The sequence below is a fragment of the Amycolatopsis sp. Hca4 genome (assembly GCF_013364075.1).
In the GTDB taxonomy this organism is placed as follows: Bacteria; Actinomycetota; Actinomycetes; order Mycobacteriales; family Pseudonocardiaceae; genus Amycolatopsis.
In genome coordinates, this window is the sequence record NZ_CP054925.1 from 9,779,930 (window position 1) to 9,794,830 (window position 14,901).

The following is a 14,901-nucleotide window of genomic DNA, read 5'->3' on the forward strand; positions in this document are numbered from 1 at the left end:
CCTTTCCGCGGGAGTCAACGGGCCGGGATGGCGAGAACGGAAAGCGCGGCGAGGTAGGCGGCCGAGGGGGCGACCCAGCCGAAGATGCCGCCCTGCGCGGAGATCATGGCCAGACCGGCGTCCTGGAACTCGGGGAAGTACGAGCCGACGCAGTCCGACAGCACCAGGCATTCGTAGCCGCGGTCGTTGGCCTCGCGGACGGTGGTGTGCACGCAGACCTCGGTCGTCACGCCGGTCACCACCAGGGAGGTGATGCCGGCCGCGGACAGCATCGCGCCGAGTTCGGTCCGGTAGAACGCGCCCTTGCCCGGCTTGTCGATCACCGGTTCGCCGTCGGCGGGCGCGAGTTCGTCGATGATGCCGTGCCCGTGTTCACCCCGGATGAGGATCCGGCCTCCCGGGCCGAGATCGCCGATGCGCATCGACGGGCGGCCGCGCCGGAGTTTGGCGGGCGGGCAGTCGGACAGGTCCGGCAGGTGGCCCTCGCGGGTGTGGATCACCATGACGCCGGCGGCCCGCGTCGCGGCGAGGGTTCGCCGGAGCGGAGGGATGACACCGCGCAGCAGGCTCACGTCGTTGCCGAGGGTTTCGCCGAACCCGCCCGGTTCGATGAAGTCCCGCTGCATGTCGATCACCAGGAGCGCGGTCGTGGCCGGCTCGAACCGGAACGCCGTGGGATCGGCGTCGACCTCGAGTGGAGTGGTCATCGGCTGTGGGGCCCTTCCTCTTCGGTCAGTCGTCGGTGGTGGTCGCCCCGATCACGGCGTCGGACGTGGCCACGGCGCCGAACACGCCGCCCTGCATGGTCACCATCTTCAGCGCGGCCGCGTGGTTGCCCGGGTCGGTCGCGCCGGTGCAGTCGGACAGGATCAGGCACTCCAGGCCGCGGTCGTTGGCCTCGCGCATCGTGGTGTGCACGCACACGTCGGTCGTGATGCCGGTCAGGATCAGGTGGCTGATCCCGTTGGCGCGCAACACCAGATCCAGGTTGGTGGCGTAGAACGCGCCCTTGCCCGGCTTGTCGACCACGACCTCGCCGGGCGCCGGCGAGACCTCGTCGACGATCTCCCAGCCCGGTTCGCCGCGGACCAGGATGCGCCCGGCCGGCCCGGCGCTGCCGATCTCCGCGCCGATCCGGGCCGACCGCCACCGCTTGTTGGGCGGCAGGTCGGTCAGGTCCGGCAGGTGACCTTCCCGGGTGTGGATCACCAGCATGCCGAGATTCCGGGCGTGGGCAAGGAGTTTCTGCGTGCCGGGGAGACCGGCTCGGGTGAGTTCGAGGTCGTAGCCCATCCGCTCGACGTAGCCGCCGGGTCCGCAGAAGTCGGTCTGCCAGTCGATGCACAGCAGAGCGACCTTGTCGACCGGCACCGCCGTGTCGTAAGGCCAGGGGTAGGGATCTGCTTGAACCGGTCCTATCCGCGCGGTCATGGATGTCGATTGTCGGCTGGTTCGTTTCCGGCGGGACCGTAGTGAGTTACGTCTCAGTTACCAGATTCGGGTCGCGAGCGGCCTGGGTGTCGTGTAAAAGGTTGCCCTTTATCTTCCGCACGCCGAAAACCGCGGACATCGCCAGCAGGCTCATCGCGGCGAACACCGCAGGCAGGCCGAAGAACTGGGCGAGCACGCCGCCCGCGAGCGCACCGAGCGGCTTGGTCCCGTACGCCACCAGCCGGTGCGAACTGTTGATCCGCCCCAGCAGCCGGTCGGGCGTGATGCGCTGGCGCAGGGAAACCGTCGTGACGTTGGAGACGATCAACCCCACCCCGCCGGCGAAGAACGCGATGCCGATGATCGCGGGGTCGGTCGTCACCGCCGGGACGCCCAGTGACGCCGCGCCGAGGAAGAAGGTGATGCCGATCGTGCGGGCCGTTCCCAGCAGGCGTTCGGCCGGCTCGGCGAAGAACGAACCGGCCAGGCATCCGGCCGCGACCAGGCTGAGCAGCCAGCCGTACTCCGATTCCGACAGTCCCATCGCCGAGGCCGGGCCCACGGCGTACAGCACGAGGACGGCCTGGGTCGCGCTGCTGGCGAAGTTGAACACGCCGGTCATCACGGTGAACGTGCGCAGCAGGCCCGTGTGCCACACGAACCGCAGTCCCTCGGCGATTTCGGCGCGCAGCACCGGCCGCCGGTCCGGGGCCGCCACCTTGAACGAGCCGCGGACGAGCAGGAGGACGGCGATCGCGACCGCCCACAGGGCGATCGGGGTGGCCAGCGAAAGGGCGGCCGCCGTGGCGACGAGCAGGCCGGCCGCCGGTGGGCCGGCGAGCTCCAGCGCTGTTGTCTCGGCCGCGTACAGCCGGCCGTTGGCCCGCGGCAGCTGGTCGCGCCCGACCAGTTGCGGCACGATCGCCTGCGAAGCGGTGTCGTAGCAGGTTTCCGCGATGCCGGCGCCGAGCGCGGCGACGTACAGCAGCCAGAGGGAACCGGCGTCGAGCAGCACGGCCGCGAGCAGCCCGGCGAGCAGGGTGGCGCGGACGGTGTTCGCCAGCAGCATCAGCGACCGGCGGTCGCGGCGGTCGGCGATCGCGCCCGCCGGCAGGGCGAAGACCAGCCACGGCAGGGTGAAGGCCAGCGTCAGTCCCGCGACCAGCGCCGGCGAACGCGTGTAGCCGATCGCCAGCAGCGGGAGCGCGAACTTGAGGATCCCGTCGGCGAGGTTCGACAGGGCCGCCGACGTCCACAGCCGCCAGTACCCGCCACCCAGCGTCGTCCGCATTGATGGAGAATTTCACATCGATTGAGAAAAGTCCATCGATCGGCGTGGTGTACTAACCTGCGCCCATGGCTGATCCCGGAGCTGCTCCCTCGCCGATGCCGCGGCGCGAGGCCACGGTGAGCGAGGCGAAGGCACTGGCCCACCCGCTGCGGCTGCGCATCCTGCGGCTCTGCTGGCAGGGGGAGCTGACCAACAAGCAGCTGGCCGACCGGCTGGGCCGCGACCCGGGGACCGTCCTCTACCACGTGCGGCAGCTGCTCGAGGCGGGCCTGCTCGAACCGGCCCCGGTCCGCGCCGGCGACAGCGGAGCCCTGGAGAAGCCCTACCGCGCCAAGGCCCGCTCGTGGTGGCTGAACGACCCGCCGAACACCGAGGTGGACGCGGCTTTGGCGCCGATCGAGGCGGTGCAGGACGAGTTGCGGGCGGCGGGTCCGGATGCGGTGCGGATCTTCCTGCGTTTCGCGGTGCATTTGTCGGCGGAGGATGCGGCGGAGCTGGAGCGGGGGATCGTGGCGTTGGTCGAGCGGTATGTGTCGACCGATGAGGAGCGGGTGGCCGAGCCTGCTCACGGCGGGATGATCGTGCTGCACCGCTTGGCCGAGTAGCTGGAGGAGCTGCCGATCACCGGGGTGGACGCGGCTTTGGCGCCGATCGAGGCGGTGCAGGACGAGTTGCGGGCGGCGGGTCCGGATGCGGTGCGGATCTTCCTGTGTTTCGCGGCTCACCGGCGGCTGCTGGACCGGCTCTTCGCCGCACGGGACCTGACGCCGAAGATCGTCTTCGAGGGTGACGAGCCGGGTGCGATCCAGGAACTCACTTGTCGGCGGAGGATGCGGCGGAGCTGGAGCGCGGGATCGTGGCGCTGGTCGAGCGGTATGTGTCGACCGATGAGGAGCGGGTGGCCGAGCCTGCTCACGGCGGGATGATCGTGCTGCACCGCCTGGCCGAGTAGCGGCTACCCGCCGGCGACCGCGAGGTCCTCCGCCGGTGCCCACAGCGGTACCCCGTCCACCCGTTCCGGGTTCAGCCAGCGCTCGCGCGTCCCGACCTCCTCCGCCACCGCCAGGAATGCCCGCACGCTCTCCGGCTGCCCGCCCTCCCGCCAGGCCAGCGACCACGGGTACACCGGCTGCAGCTCCCGCGGCCGGTGCACCGGGATGCCGAGGTCGTCGTAGCGCCGGGCGTAGCTGTCGAACTCGAGCAGGTAGGCGCTGTCGCGGGCGCGGGTGAGCGCCGCGTGGCAGGTGTCGAACGTGCCCGGGTTGCCCAGCCAGTGCAGCGTCAGCCCGGTGTGCTGCTCCAGCGAGCTCAGGTACCGGCCGTGCACGTTGTACAGCGCCGTTCCGGGTGCGTCCGCGAACACCTCGAGCGGGCGCTCGTGCACCGAGACCACCGGGCGGCGCGGGTCGCCGGGGCGGCCGACCAGGCGGAACGGCTCCAGCCGCAGCAGCCGGTGCCGCCAGCCCGCCGGGTGGGCCGCCTTCAACGCGCTCGTGACGCGGATGATCGCGACGTCGAGTTCGTCGGCGAGCAGCGCCGCGAGCTGGCGTGCGCTGTCCAGCTGGCTCTGGACCAGCCGGAAGCCGGGGTGGGCGGCCAGGAACGCGTCCGCCACCACGCGGCTGGTGTCCAGCTCGAAGATGTGGGCGATCCGCAGGTGGTGCGGGGCCGGCTCGCGCAGCATCTGGTCCGCGGTGGCCAGCAGCTGCCGGGCCAGGTGCAGGAACCGCTCGCCGCGCGGGGTCAGGGCCACGTGGCGGCTGTCGCGGACGAACAGGGTGGCGCCGACGTCGGTCTCGAGCCTGCGGATCTGCTTGGACAGCGCCGGCTGGCTGATGAAGAGCTTGGCCGCCGCCCGGCTGAAGTGCAGTTCGTCGGCGACAACCACGAATTTCCTGATGCGCTCTAGGTCAAGCGCTGACCTGCTGTGACCCGTCATTGTCGCTCCCAGCCCTGTCGTGGTCAGCCAACACTGGCAAAAACGATCGCCAGAGCGGGCAGGCTGCTGTATCACTCCATTCTGCCGCGCATCGCCATGCTCCGTGCGTCTCCTCTTTGAGGTTCCGTCGTCGCTGGTGTATCTTAGCCAAGGCCGCGACTTTAGAGTCGCAAGGGGGAGTTAACGATTTACATGCTCACCCTGTCAGGTGGGCGTTGACTCCCGCCTCGGTCGGGTTCAGTCGGTGGATCCTTTCGAAAGATGTCCTGTTAAACGCGGAAAATATCGTACAGTCCGACCGCTTTCGCATCGAGGCATACGACTGTTCGACAATGGAAGTATAACATTCAGGCCCCGGTTTCTATAATTTCTATCAAAATGCGCGGAAATGCGTCAAAGAAATCAGAAATAGACCAAAATTCGCGTAAATTAGATCATGGTGTTTCTTGTGGGGCGGGCGGACGGACGGTCAAAGTCAAATTTTTTTGACTTTTCGCTTTCGCGAGTTGATTCACTGGTCGACCGGGTCATTCGACTTCTGTCGGGTCAGCCTCTTTGCCGCTGTCTCCTGGCTAGGGGTGTGAGGTTTGGAGGCATGATTGGTAGAGCCTATGTGAGACGGTGGTCGGCGGCAGGTCGTCGTCGGTCGACGACGCGCCCACTCCCCACCCTTGTGAATGTCTGCTGTAACAAAACTCGATGCTGCAACGATCTCAACTCCACGATTATCAACGACTCGAAGGTCGAAGGGGCGAAGGAGTTATATGCGGTTCTGGATCGGGCTGAGGGTTCTGGCATTGACCTTTGTGGTCATACTGTTGATTCTTGTCGGCAGTCGCATGATTGAAATTACCGCTGTTGTCGAAGCTGACAAAGACTTCTTTTCTCGGAATATAGGCGGCGAGTTGATGGCAACCGTCATTGCGCCTATTACTTTTATTGTCGGACTGGCTGCTCTGCCGTTTGAGATCTTCATCTTAAGGAGAAGCCGGGCGCTATATTTTTGGTCAAGCCTAGTTATTGTCGGATTGAATGCGATATTCGGCCTGGTCAACTATTTGCAAAAGGATGGCTACCGGGCCTTTGCGGTGCTCAAATCGATGAATTCGGGAGAGTGGCTCAGCTACTCAGTGGTCCGGGCGGCGTACTTCTACTACTTCATGTGGTTGCCAATAGTCTTTTTCGTTGGAATTGTCGCAATTTTTCTGCGGAAGTCGAAGCGTACTTACTTGGTCAATCTTGATGCGAAAGCCAAGGTGGCATTTGATTCCGGGCCAACTCTAGGATATCTAGGGCTCCTGCTGGCTGGAACCAGTGTGGCTCAAGCTTTTCAGGGCAATTGGATCGCGCTTGCTTGGCAACTAGGTATCGGTGTGATCCTTGTCGTTCTTGTCATAACCACTTTGTCCCTGTATAAGCGGTCCATTGAATAGCCCCAACGACAGCAAGCTGTAATATGCGACTCCCAACGAAGTGCAGTTCGTCGGCGACGGTGACGAAGTACCGCACCAGCCGGAGATCGAGGTCCACGCGACGATGCCACCACGGCTATCGATCCGGACGCAACAGGTCTTGGACGGCGGCCACGCCCATCGGGTTGGCTTCGGGGACCACCGCGACCAACTGGAGGATCCGATGGCCGGCACCCCCGTCGTGTTCATCCACGGGCTGTGGCTGCACGCCACCTCGTGGACCCCGTGGATCGAGCACTTCCGGGCGGCCGGGTACGACCCCGTCGCGCCCGGCTGGCCGCACGAACCCGAAACCGTCGAACTGGCCAGAGCGAACCCCGACGCCGTCGCGAACCTCGGCATCGACGACGCGACCGAACACTTCGCCGCCGTCGTCGCCGGCCTCGACCGGCCGCCGGTGCTCGTCGGCCACTCCTTCGGCGGCCTGATCACCGAAAAGCTGCTGGGACAGGGGATCGGCCTGGCCGGTGTCGCCATCGACCCCGCACAGATCAAGGGCGTGCTGCCGCTGCCGCTGGCGCAGCTGCGCTCGGCCCTGCCTGCCCTGGGCAACCCCGCGAACCTGCACCGCTCGGTCTCGCTGACCGAGAAGGAATTCCGGTTCGGCTTCGGCAACGCCCTGACCGACGAGGAGTCCGCGGAGCTGTTCCGGCGCTGGACGATCCCGTCGCCGGCCCGGCCGCTGTTCCAGGCCGCCGCCGCGAACTTCGTGCTGCACTCCCAGGCCGCGGTCGACACCGCCCGTGCGGACCGCGGCCCGCTCCTGCTCATCTCGGGGACGGCCGACCACACCGTCCCGGACGTCGTCACGCGCTCGACCTTCAAGCAGTACCGGGATTCCGCCGCCGTCACCGAGCTCAGGCAGTTCGAGGGCCGCGGCCACTCGCTCACCATCGACAGCGGCTGGCGCGAGGTCGCCGACGCCGTGCTGGCCTGGCTGCGCGAGCAGGGGATCTAGTGGACCTGGGGCTGGACGGCGCGGTCGCCGTCGTCACCGGTGCCAGCCGGGGCATCGGCCTGGCCGTCGCCGAGGTCCTCGTCGCCGAGGGCGCCCGCGTCGTGGCCGGCGCCCGCGTCCCGGGACCCGGCCTGGAGGCGCTCGCCGCGGCGGGCAAGGCGCACGCGCTCGCGGTCGACCTCGGCACGGCGGACGGGCCGGAACGGCTGGCCGAACTGGCGGTGGCCGAGTACGGCCGGATCGACGTGCTGGTCAACAACGTCGGCGCGGTCACCCCGCGGCCGAACGGCTTCCTGCTGGTCACCGACGACGACTGGACGCGGTCGGTGACGCTGAACCTGCTCAGCGCGGTCCGGGCCAGCCGGGCCGTGCTGCCCACCATGATCACCGCCGGGCGGGGGAGCATCGTCACCGTCGCCTCGGTCAACGCGGTCCTGCCCGACCCGGGCGTCATCGACTACAGCGCGGCGAAGGCGGCGCTGGTCAACTTCACGAAGTCGCTGTCGAAGGAGTTCGGGCCCCGCGGCATCCGGGTCAACGCGATCAACCCGGGCCCGGTCGCGACGGACCTGTGGCTCGGGGCAGGCGGCGTGGCCGAAACGCTCGCCGCGACGACGGGCGCGAACCCGGAGTCGGTCGCCGAGGAGGCGGCCGGGCACGCCGTCACCGGCCGCTTCACCCGGCCGGCGGAGGTGGCGAACCTGGTGGCGTTCCTGGCCGGCGACCGGGTGGCCGGCAACATCACCGGGGCCACCTTCGCCATCGACGGCGGCTACGCCACGGAAGTCCACTGACGGCCCCGCACCGTCCGAACCGGACAATGCGGGCTCATCCGTCCGGCGCGCGTAGCGGCCGCGGGCGCGGGGTATTCCCTCCTGACCGTTCAGAAGGGAATACCGCCATGGGAATCCTCGTCGCCCTGCTCGTGATCTGGGCCGTGCTGGTCGTGCTCGGGGCTGTCGTCAAGGGGCTGTTCTGGTTGATCATCGTGGGCGCGGTGCTGTTCGTCGCGACGGCGGTGATCGGGTTCGTCAAGCGCGAAGCGCTCGGCCGCCGGCACTAGGGGGTGCCGCGGGCCGCTTCCGCGGGGGAGCGGTCTCCGGCGTCTTCGCCGCGTTCGGGGCGGCCGGCCACCGGGCCGGGGCCGACCGCCGGGCGACCGGACGCGGCCGGTGCGGGCGGCCCGGCGGCGATCTGCTCGCCCCCCTGCCGGAGAGGTCCGCGATCAGGCCGGCGGGGCGCCCGCGGTAGCGGGCGCTGGGCCGGCGTGCGACGGCCCACGGTCCTGTCCGGGCTCGCCGCGATGTCCGGTTCCCGTCGGGGCGGCCCCGGGCCCTGCTGTGCCGGCGCACCTCCCTGCTGGGCCGGCTGCACCGCAGCGGCGTCGGCCGGACCGACACCGCGTCGCCGGCGGGCTCGGCCTGGACCGCAGTGATCTGCTCGACCGGCTGGAAGCCGCGGGCCGGGTGTCGCGGGAGCGCGACACCCGGCCCGCCGCCGGCGCGTCCTCACCCTCACCGAGGCCGGCCGCGCCCACGGTGGCACGGTCGACGAGGTCTCGAGCGCGGTGACCGGCGACCTGCTCGCCCGGCTGAGTCCCGCTGAGCGGGAGACCCCGCGCCGGCTGCTGCTGAAGGCCCTCGGCGAGGACCCCGCCTGACGCGCCGCGGCTGCAGGATTGCCGCTCCCCGGCCCGGCCCGGCGGCATCCGCGCTGGTCGGACGGCGTGGCCGGATCCGTGGCGGATATGGGTGGTTTCTCCGGTGGATCTTGGCTAGCGTGGGTCCTGCGAATCTGCACGCTGGGGGGAGCAGTGCCGGGTTTTCGACCTGCCGTGGGTCCGGCCGGTGCGGGTGCGGGCGAGGCCGCCACCCGACCGGGGGCCGCGCCGCGCCCCTCGTCACCATTCCGCACTACAGCAGGGAAACCCATGCGAAGATCCCGCGTCCCGTTCGTCGCCGCCGTCGTCTGCGCCGGCGCCGTCCTCGTCCCCGCCTCGGCCGAGGCCCTCGCCGGCGGGCAGCCGGTCGCCGACGGGGCCGACCGGTTCGCCGTCAAGGTCAGCACCGAAGGCGCCGCCTGTTCCGGCGCCCTGATCGCTCCACAGTGGATCGTCACGGCGGCGGCCTGCCTGCCCGGCGCCACCGCGCAGCCGGCCGCGCCCGCGAAGCCGGTCACCGTCTACGCCGGGCAGCCCGACCTGCGCTCGGCCAACGGGCAGGTCCTCCGGGTGTCCACTGTGGTCGCTCGCGCGGACCGGGACATCGCGCTGGCCAAGCTGACCCACCCGGTCGCCGACGTCACGCCGCTGAAGGTCGGGAGCCGTCCGCCCGCCGCGGAAACCGTGCGCGCGGTCGGGTTCGGCCGCACGGCCACCGAATGGGTGCCGAACCGGCTGACGACCGCGTCCTTCACCCTCGGCGCCGCCACGGCGACGACGGTCGCGGTGACCAGCCCGGCCGGCCAGGACCCCTGCCTCGGCGACGCCGGCGGGCCGCTGCTGCGGCCGGACGGCGGTGGCGGGCTCGAACTCGCCGGCGTGCTGAGCCGGTCGTGGCAGCACGGCTGCCTCGCCGTGACCGAGACGCGCCAGGGCGCGGTCGCGGCCCGCACCGACGACCTCGCGGGCTGGATCGCCGACCAGGTCGCGCCGCGGTCGCTCCGGTTCGTCAACCACAACTCGAAGCGCTGCCTGGCCGTCCAGGGCGCGAACAACGTCGACGACGCGCCGGCGTTCCAGTTCGACTGCCCCGGCGCCTACGCCGATCAGGCGTGGGACCTCGAGCCGCAGGCCACCGGCGGGCTGCTGCTGCGCAACCAGGCCACCAAGAGGTGCCTGATCGTGCACGCGGCGGGCAGCGGCAACGGGACGCCGCTGCAGCAGTACGAGTGCCTGCCGCAGTTCACCGACCAGCTGTGGGACATCGTCGGCGTCGACGGCGGCGTCCAGATCAAGAACCGCGCGACCGGCCGCTGCGCGGTCGTGTTCGGGGCGAACAACACCAACGGGGCAGGCGCCGCGCAGTACGACTGCCTGCCGCAGTTCTCCGACCAGGTCTGGGAGACCGCTCCGGTGCCGGACCCGGTCCAGGTGGTCAACCGCGCCTCCGGCCGTTGCCTGATCGTGCACGGCGCGAACAACGCCGACGACGCACCCGTGTTCCAGTACGACTGCCTCCCGCAGTTCTCCGACCAGGCGTGGGAGATCGACCCGCAGGCAGGCGGCGGCGTGCTGGTGCGCAACCACTACACGAAGAAGTGCCTGATCGTGCACGGCGCGAACAACGTCAACGGGGCGCAGCTGCTGCAGTACGAGTGCCTGCCGCAGTTCACCGACCAGCTGTGGGACGTCGTCGCGGCCGACGGGCACGCCCAGCTGAAGAACCGCGCCACCGGCCGGTGCGCGGGCGTGGCGGGCACGGGCAACGACATCACCGCCGCGCAGTACGACTGCACCCCGCAGTCCGGCGACCGGGTCTGGGACGTCCTCCCGTATCCCGCGGGGCACTGACCGCCCCGGGGACGCCGGCGGGGACCCCCGCCGGCGTCCCCGGCCGGTCATGAGCAGTGCTTCGGCACGGGTGCCCCGGCGCTGGCAGAATCGGCGGGGTGGACACAGGCAGGGGAGGCCTTCCGCACACCGAGACCACCACCGCCGCGGCGGGGGAGCCGTTCCCGGCGCTGCTCCGGCGGCGCCGGGCCGAGCTCGGGCTCACCCAGGCCGAGCTCGCGCGGCGGGCCGGCGTCAGCGTCCGTGCCGTGCGCTACCTCGAGCAGGGCCGGACGCGGAACCCGCGGACGGCGTCGGTCCGCCAGCTGATCGCCGCCCTCGAACCGGAGCCGGGGACGCCGGCCGGGAGCACCACCCGGGTCGGCGTCCTCGGGCCGTTGCTGGTCGAGGTCCGGGGCGAGCAGCAGCACCTCGGCGACACCCGGGGGGCCCGGCTGCTCGGCCTGCTGGCCCTGCAGCCGAACCGGCCGGTCGCGGTGGCCGACATCGTCGAGGTCCTCTGGGGATCCCGGCCGCCCCGCTCGCACGGGGACCTCGTCGGCAGCGCGGTCCGCCGGTTGCGCGCGCTGCTGGGCCCGCAGCTGCGGCCGGCCACCACCGGACGCGGCGGCTACCGGCTCGAAGGCACGCCCGAGCAGCTCGACGTCCTGCGGTTCGAAGCCCGGCTCGGCGAAGCCAAAGCCGCGGGCGACCGCGAAAGCGCCTTCCGCGCCCTCGACGAAGCGATGGCCTGCTGGCGCGGCCCGGTGCTCGCCGGTCACCCCGCGCTGCACCAGCACCCCGCGGTGGCCGCCCTCTCCCGGCAGCGGCTGTCCGCCGCGCTCGCCTACGCCGACGCCGGGATCGCCCTCGGCCGGCACGCCGAGGTCGTCGACCGGCTGGAGGCCATGCGTGACGACGAACCGCTGCACGAGGGCCTGCACGCCCGGCTGATGCTCGCGCTCGCGGGCAGCGGGCGGCAGGCCGCCGCGCTCGCGCTGTTCGACGACCTGCACACGCGGCTGGCGACCGAACTCGGCATCGAGCCCGGGCCGGAGGTCCGGGCCGCCCAGCTGCACGTCCTGCGCCAGGAGGTCCCGCCCGCCGGCCGGGTGTTCGGCAGCAGCAACTACCTCCCGCGCGACGCCGACCACTTCGTCGGCCGCGTGGCCGAGACGGTCCGGCTGACCGGGGGCACCGCGGTGTACGGCATCTGCGGGATGGCCGGCGTCGGCAAGACGGCGCTCGCGGTCCACCTCGGGCACCGGTTCGCCGACCGGTTCCCGGACGGGCAGCTGTTCGCCGACCTGCACGCACACGGCCCGGACGGCCCGCTCGCTCCCGCGGCCGCGCTCGACTCGCTGCTGCGCCAGCTCGGCGTGGACGGCGCCCGGATCCCCGAGCGGCTGGACCAGCGCGCCGCGCTCTGGCGGTCGCTGCTCGTCGGCCGCAACGCGCTGGTGGTGCTCGACGACGCCGCGGGCGCCGCTCAGGTGCGCCCGCTGCTGCCCGGCGGCACCGGCTCGCTCGTGCTGGTCACCAGCCGGGCCCGGCTGACCAGCCTCGACGCCGTGACGACGCTGTCATTGGACGTCCTCGCCCCGGCCGAAGCCGTGCAGCTGCTCACCCGGGTCGCCGGCCCGGACCGCACCGGCGGCGATCCCGCGGTCGCCGAGATCGCCCGGCTGTGCGGCTACCTGCCGCTCGCGCTGCGGATCGCCGCCGCGCGCCTGCGCGACCGTCCGTTGTGGACGGTGGCGCACCTGGCCGGCCTGCTGCGCGACGAGCACCGGCGGCTGGCCGAGCTGAGCACCGGCGACCGCGGCGTCGGGGCGGCGTTCACCCTTTCCTACCGCCAGCTCGCCGAGCCGCAGCAACGGCTGTTCCGGCTGCTCGGCGGGTTCCCCGGCCCCGACATCGACGCCTGGGCGGCCGCGGCGATCGCCGGGTGCGGGCCCCGGGAGGCCGAACGGCTGCTCGAGGAGCTCGTCGACGTCCACCTGCTGGCCCAGCCCGCGCTCGGGCGCTACCGGTTCCACGACCTGATCCGCGACCACGCCCGCGCGACCGGCCTGGCCGGCCCGGCCGCGCCCCGGGACGCGGCGGCGAGCCGGGTGTTCGACTACTACCTGCACGTGGCGGCACGGGCGGCCGACGTGCTGGAGCCGACGCGGAAACGGTTCCCGCCGGCCGGGTCCCCGCCGGCGCACGCGCCGGAGTTCGGCACCGAGGCGGAGGCGCTCGCCTGGCTGGAGGCCGAGCGGCCGAACCTGGCCGCGATCGCCGCGGCGGCCGGCCGGGACCGGCCCGGCCACTGCTGGCGGCTCGTGCAGACGCTGTGGCGGTTCTACTTCGTCCGCGGGCACGTGGACGACTGGCTCCGCACGCACCGGCTCGCGCTCGGGGTGGTCCGGGATCCGGTGGCGGAGGCCGAGCTGCGCAAGAACCTGGGGCTCGGCCACTGGCGCAGCGGCGACTTCGCGGAGGCGGTCGGCCAGCACCGCCGGGCGCTGGCGCTCGACCGCGCGAACGACGACGTGTGGGGCCAGGCCAAGACCCACAACCACCTGGGGTTCATCCACGCCCGCGGCGGCAGCCACGACGAAGCCCTGGCCCACCACCGCACGGCGGCCGAGCTGTACCGCGCGGCGGGCGACCGCTGCGGCGAAGCCCGCGCCCTGGTCGGCCTGGGCGACCTGCACTACCACGCCGGCCGCCGGGCGGAGAGCGCGGCGGACTTCCGGCGCGGCTTGGACCTGGCCCACGAGGTGGGCGACCGCTGGGGCGAAGCACTGGCGGCGATCGGCCTGGGCTTCACGGCGGCGCCCCGTGACGCCCACCGCCACCTGGAGCGAGGCCTGGAGTACGCCAGGGAGGCGGGCGACCGCTGGGGCGAGAGCATGGCGTTGACGGGCTTGGGCATGGTCCGCCACGCCGAGGGCGAGTCGGCGGACGCGGCGAATGTGTTGCGCCAGGCGGTGACGTTGACCCAGGAGGTCGGCGACCGCTGGTGGGAGCGCATGGCGACGACCGCGCTGGGGCGGGTGCAGGCGGCGCTGGGAAAGGACGCGGAGGCCGTGGTGCTCCACGAGCGCGCGGTGCGGCTGGCGCGTGAGGCGGGTGACGAGGCGGGGGAGGCCGAGGCTTCGGCGGCGTTGGCGGAAATGCCGGTGGTGCGGTCGAAGAGGGGCGCTTAGACCGGGCGGTGGCGTTGCCCGCGAGGCCGGGGACCGCTGGGAGCGCTTGGCGACCACCACGCGGCCGGAAACGCCGGTGCCGCGGCCCGCAACGCGCACTTGACCCCGGGTCAGCAAGCCGTCAGTGGGACGTCAGCGGTCGCCGGGATTCTGGGTTCATCCGAGAAGCGGACCCGATGGGAGTTGACGGCGCGATGACTTCGCTGGTTGCGGTGTCCACCTACGTGCCGACCACCGTCCCGATCGAAGCGCTGCAGGACGAGCTCGGCCTCGACTCCGGGCAGGTGCGCCGGTTCCGGCGGATGTACGGGCTCGACCGGGTCTGCCGGTCCGACGAGTCCGAAGCGGACATGGTGCTCGGTGCGGCCAGCAAGCTCGCTGCCCTGCGGGGCCGGGAAGAGCGCGTCCGCTACGTCGTGCGGGCCAAGACCATGCCGGCCGCGAACCCCTACCCCGTCGATCCCATGGTCGACGTGCGGGCCGTGCTCGGGCTGACCCACGCCACCCTCTTCACCCTCACCGATCACGCCTGCGCCTCCGGCCTGCTCGCCGTCGATCTCTGCGGCACGCTGCTGGCCGCCGACGGGGATCCCGATGCGCTGGCCCTTGTCCTCACCGGCGAAAAGGCGTTCACCCACTCCGCGCAGGTCATCCCCGACACCGCGATCATGGGCGAGGCCACCGCCGCGGTGCTCGTCGGGGCCGGCGACGACCAGGACACCCTGCTCGGCTACGCCACCACCACGCTCGGCGGCCCCGGCGGCGAAGTCATCCTCGACGACGAGCAGGCCGCCGAGTTCCGGCAGATCTACCCCGGCGCGGTCGCCGAGGTCGCGCGGGAAGCCGTGGCCGCCGCCGGGCTGAGCGTCGACGACATCGATCTCGTGCTGCCGCACAACGTCAACAAGATCTCCTGGGTGCGCGCGAGCGCCGCGCTCGGCATCCCGCGCTCGAAGATCTTCCTGCAGAACGTCGGGGTCACCGGGCACTGCTTCTGCGCCGACCCCTTCCTCAACCACCGCGCCGCCGATGGCCTCGGGCTCATTCCGCCCGGTGCCCATTATCTGATGATTTCCGTCGGCCTGGGGTCGACGTTCTCCGCCATGGTCTTCCGGAAATGAGG

At 71.3% G+C, this 14,901-nt stretch carries 13 protein-coding genes; 9 read left to right on the top strand and 4 right to left on the bottom strand.

Annotated elements, in window-relative coordinates; genetic code table 11:
* Positions 1 to 14 precede the first annotated feature (14 nt).
* Genes HUT10_RS44295 through HUT10_RS44305 form a run of 3 tightly spaced genes read right to left on the bottom strand, consistent with a single transcriptional unit; the run spans position 15 to position 2,722 of the window.
* Positions 15 to 707, bottom strand: coding sequence for a cysteine hydrolase family protein (locus tag HUT10_RS44295; protein ID WP_176176676.1), 693 nt, complete (start codon positions 705 to 707; stop codon positions 15 to 17).
* A 25-nt stretch (positions 708 to 732) separates the two neighbouring features.
* Entirely contained in the window at positions 733 to 1,431 is a 699-nt protein-coding gene (locus HUT10_RS44300) for a cysteine hydrolase family protein (protein ID WP_176176677.1), read from the bottom strand.
* A gap of 46 nt (positions 1,432 to 1,477) precedes the next feature.
* Complete coding sequence (locus HUT10_RS44305) at positions 1,478 to 2,722, bottom strand: MFS transporter (RefSeq protein ID WP_176176678.1); 1,245 nt, start codon at positions 2,720 to 2,722, stop codon at positions 1,478 to 1,480.
* Between the two features lie 65 nt (positions 2,723 to 2,787).
* Between HUT10_RS44305 and HUT10_RS44310 the strand changes: the two genes are divergently transcribed.
* Entirely contained in the window at positions 2,788 to 3,327 is a 540-nt protein-coding gene (locus HUT10_RS44310; RefSeq protein WP_176176679.1) for a transcriptional regulator, read from the top strand.
* Positions 3,328 to 3,539: 212 nt separating this feature from the next.
* Positions 3,540 to 3,674 carry a hypothetical protein gene (locus HUT10_RS51960; protein WP_303247010.1) on the top strand — a complete coding sequence of 45 codons (135 nt, stop codon included), beginning with the start codon at positions 3,540 to 3,542 and terminating at the stop codon, positions 3,672 to 3,674.
* Between the two features lie 3 nt (positions 3,675 to 3,677).
* Here the strand turns inward: HUT10_RS51960 and HUT10_RS44315 are convergent, their stop codons facing one another.
* Entirely contained in the window at positions 3,678 to 4,661 is a 984-nt protein-coding gene (locus tag HUT10_RS44315; protein ID WP_176176680.1) for a LysR family transcriptional regulator, read from the bottom strand.
* A 764-nt stretch (positions 4,662 to 5,425) separates the two neighbouring features.
* Here HUT10_RS44315 and HUT10_RS44320 point away from each other — a divergent pair.
* The 7 genes from HUT10_RS44320 (at position 5,426) to HUT10_RS44355 (ending at position 14,899) form a co-directional block, all read left to right on the top strand.
* Positions 5,426 to 6,094: a hypothetical protein gene (locus tag HUT10_RS44320; RefSeq protein WP_176176681.1), complete on the top strand. Its 669-nt coding sequence runs from the start codon at positions 5,426 to 5,428 to the stop codon at positions 6,092 to 6,094.
* A gap of 202 nt (positions 6,095 to 6,296) precedes the next feature.
* Entirely contained in the window at positions 6,297 to 7,091 is a 795-nt protein-coding gene (locus tag HUT10_RS44325) for an alpha/beta hydrolase (RefSeq protein ID WP_176176682.1), read from the top strand.
* Complete coding sequence (locus HUT10_RS44330; protein ID WP_176176683.1) at positions 7,091 to 7,885, top strand: SDR family NAD(P)-dependent oxidoreductase; 795 nt, start codon at positions 7,091 to 7,093, stop codon at positions 7,883 to 7,885. Before HUT10_RS44325 ends, HUT10_RS44330 begins: the two co-directional genes overlap by 1 nt.
* Positions 7,886 to 7,992: 107 nt before the next feature.
* Complete coding sequence (locus HUT10_RS44335; protein ID WP_176176684.1) at positions 7,993 to 8,154, top strand: hypothetical protein; 162 nt, start codon at positions 7,993 to 7,995, stop codon at positions 8,152 to 8,154.
* An 867-nt stretch (positions 8,155 to 9,021) separates the two neighbouring features.
* Positions 9,022 to 10,602, top strand: a complete 1,581-nt coding sequence (locus HUT10_RS44345) for an RICIN domain-containing protein (RefSeq protein ID WP_176176685.1) — start codon at positions 9,022 to 9,024, stop codon at positions 10,600 to 10,602.
* A gap of 98 nt (positions 10,603 to 10,700) precedes the next feature.
* A complete protein-coding gene (locus tag HUT10_RS44350) occupies positions 10,701 to 13,778 on the top strand; it encodes a BTAD domain-containing putative transcriptional regulator (RefSeq protein ID WP_176176686.1) in 3,078 nt (1,025 codons plus the stop codon).
* Positions 13,779 to 13,972: 194 nt separating this feature from the next.
* Entirely contained in the window at positions 13,973 to 14,899 is a 927-nt protein-coding gene (locus HUT10_RS44355; protein WP_176176687.1) for a 3-oxoacyl-[acyl-carrier-protein] synthase III C-terminal domain-containing protein, read from the top strand.
* The last annotated feature ends 2 nt before the right edge of the window (positions 14,900 to 14,901 follow it).

Bases quoted from the DNA above. Each gene is read 5' to 3' on its own strand.
- HUT10_RS44345 (WP_176176685.1), top strand. From the start codon at position 9,022: ATGCGAAGATCCCGCGTCCCGTTCGTCGCCGCCGTCGTCTGCGCCGGC.
- HUT10_RS44335 (WP_176176684.1), top strand. From the start codon at position 7,993: ATGGGAATCCTCGTCGCCCTGCTCGTGATCTGGGCCGTGCTGGTCGTG.
- HUT10_RS44310 (WP_176176679.1), top strand. From the start codon at position 2,788: ATGGCTGATCCCGGAGCTGCTCCCTCGCCGATGCCGCGGCGCGAGGCC.
- HUT10_RS44320 (WP_176176681.1), top strand. From the start codon at position 5,426: ATGCGGTTCTGGATCGGGCTGAGGGTTCTGGCATTGACCTTTGTGGTC.
- HUT10_RS44305 (WP_176176678.1), bottom strand. From the start codon at position 2,722: ATGCGGACGACGCTGGGTGGCGGGTACTGGCGGCTGTGGACGTCGGCG.
- HUT10_RS44315 (WP_176176680.1), bottom strand. From the start codon at position 4,661: ATGACGGGTCACAGCAGGTCAGCGCTTGACCTAGAGCGCATCAGGAAA.
- HUT10_RS44295 (WP_176176676.1), bottom strand. From the start codon at position 707: ATGACCACTCCACTCGAGGTCGACGCCGATCCCACGGCGTTCCGGTTC.
- HUT10_RS44300 (WP_176176677.1), bottom strand. From the start codon at position 1,431: ATGACCGCGCGGATAGGACCGGTTCAAGCAGATCCCTACCCCTGGCCT.
- HUT10_RS44355 (WP_176176687.1), top strand. From the start codon at position 13,973: ATGACTTCGCTGGTTGCGGTGTCCACCTACGTGCCGACCACCGTCCCG.
- HUT10_RS44325 (WP_176176682.1), top strand. From the start codon at position 6,297: ATGGCCGGCACCCCCGTCGTGTTCATCCACGGGCTGTGGCTGCACGCC.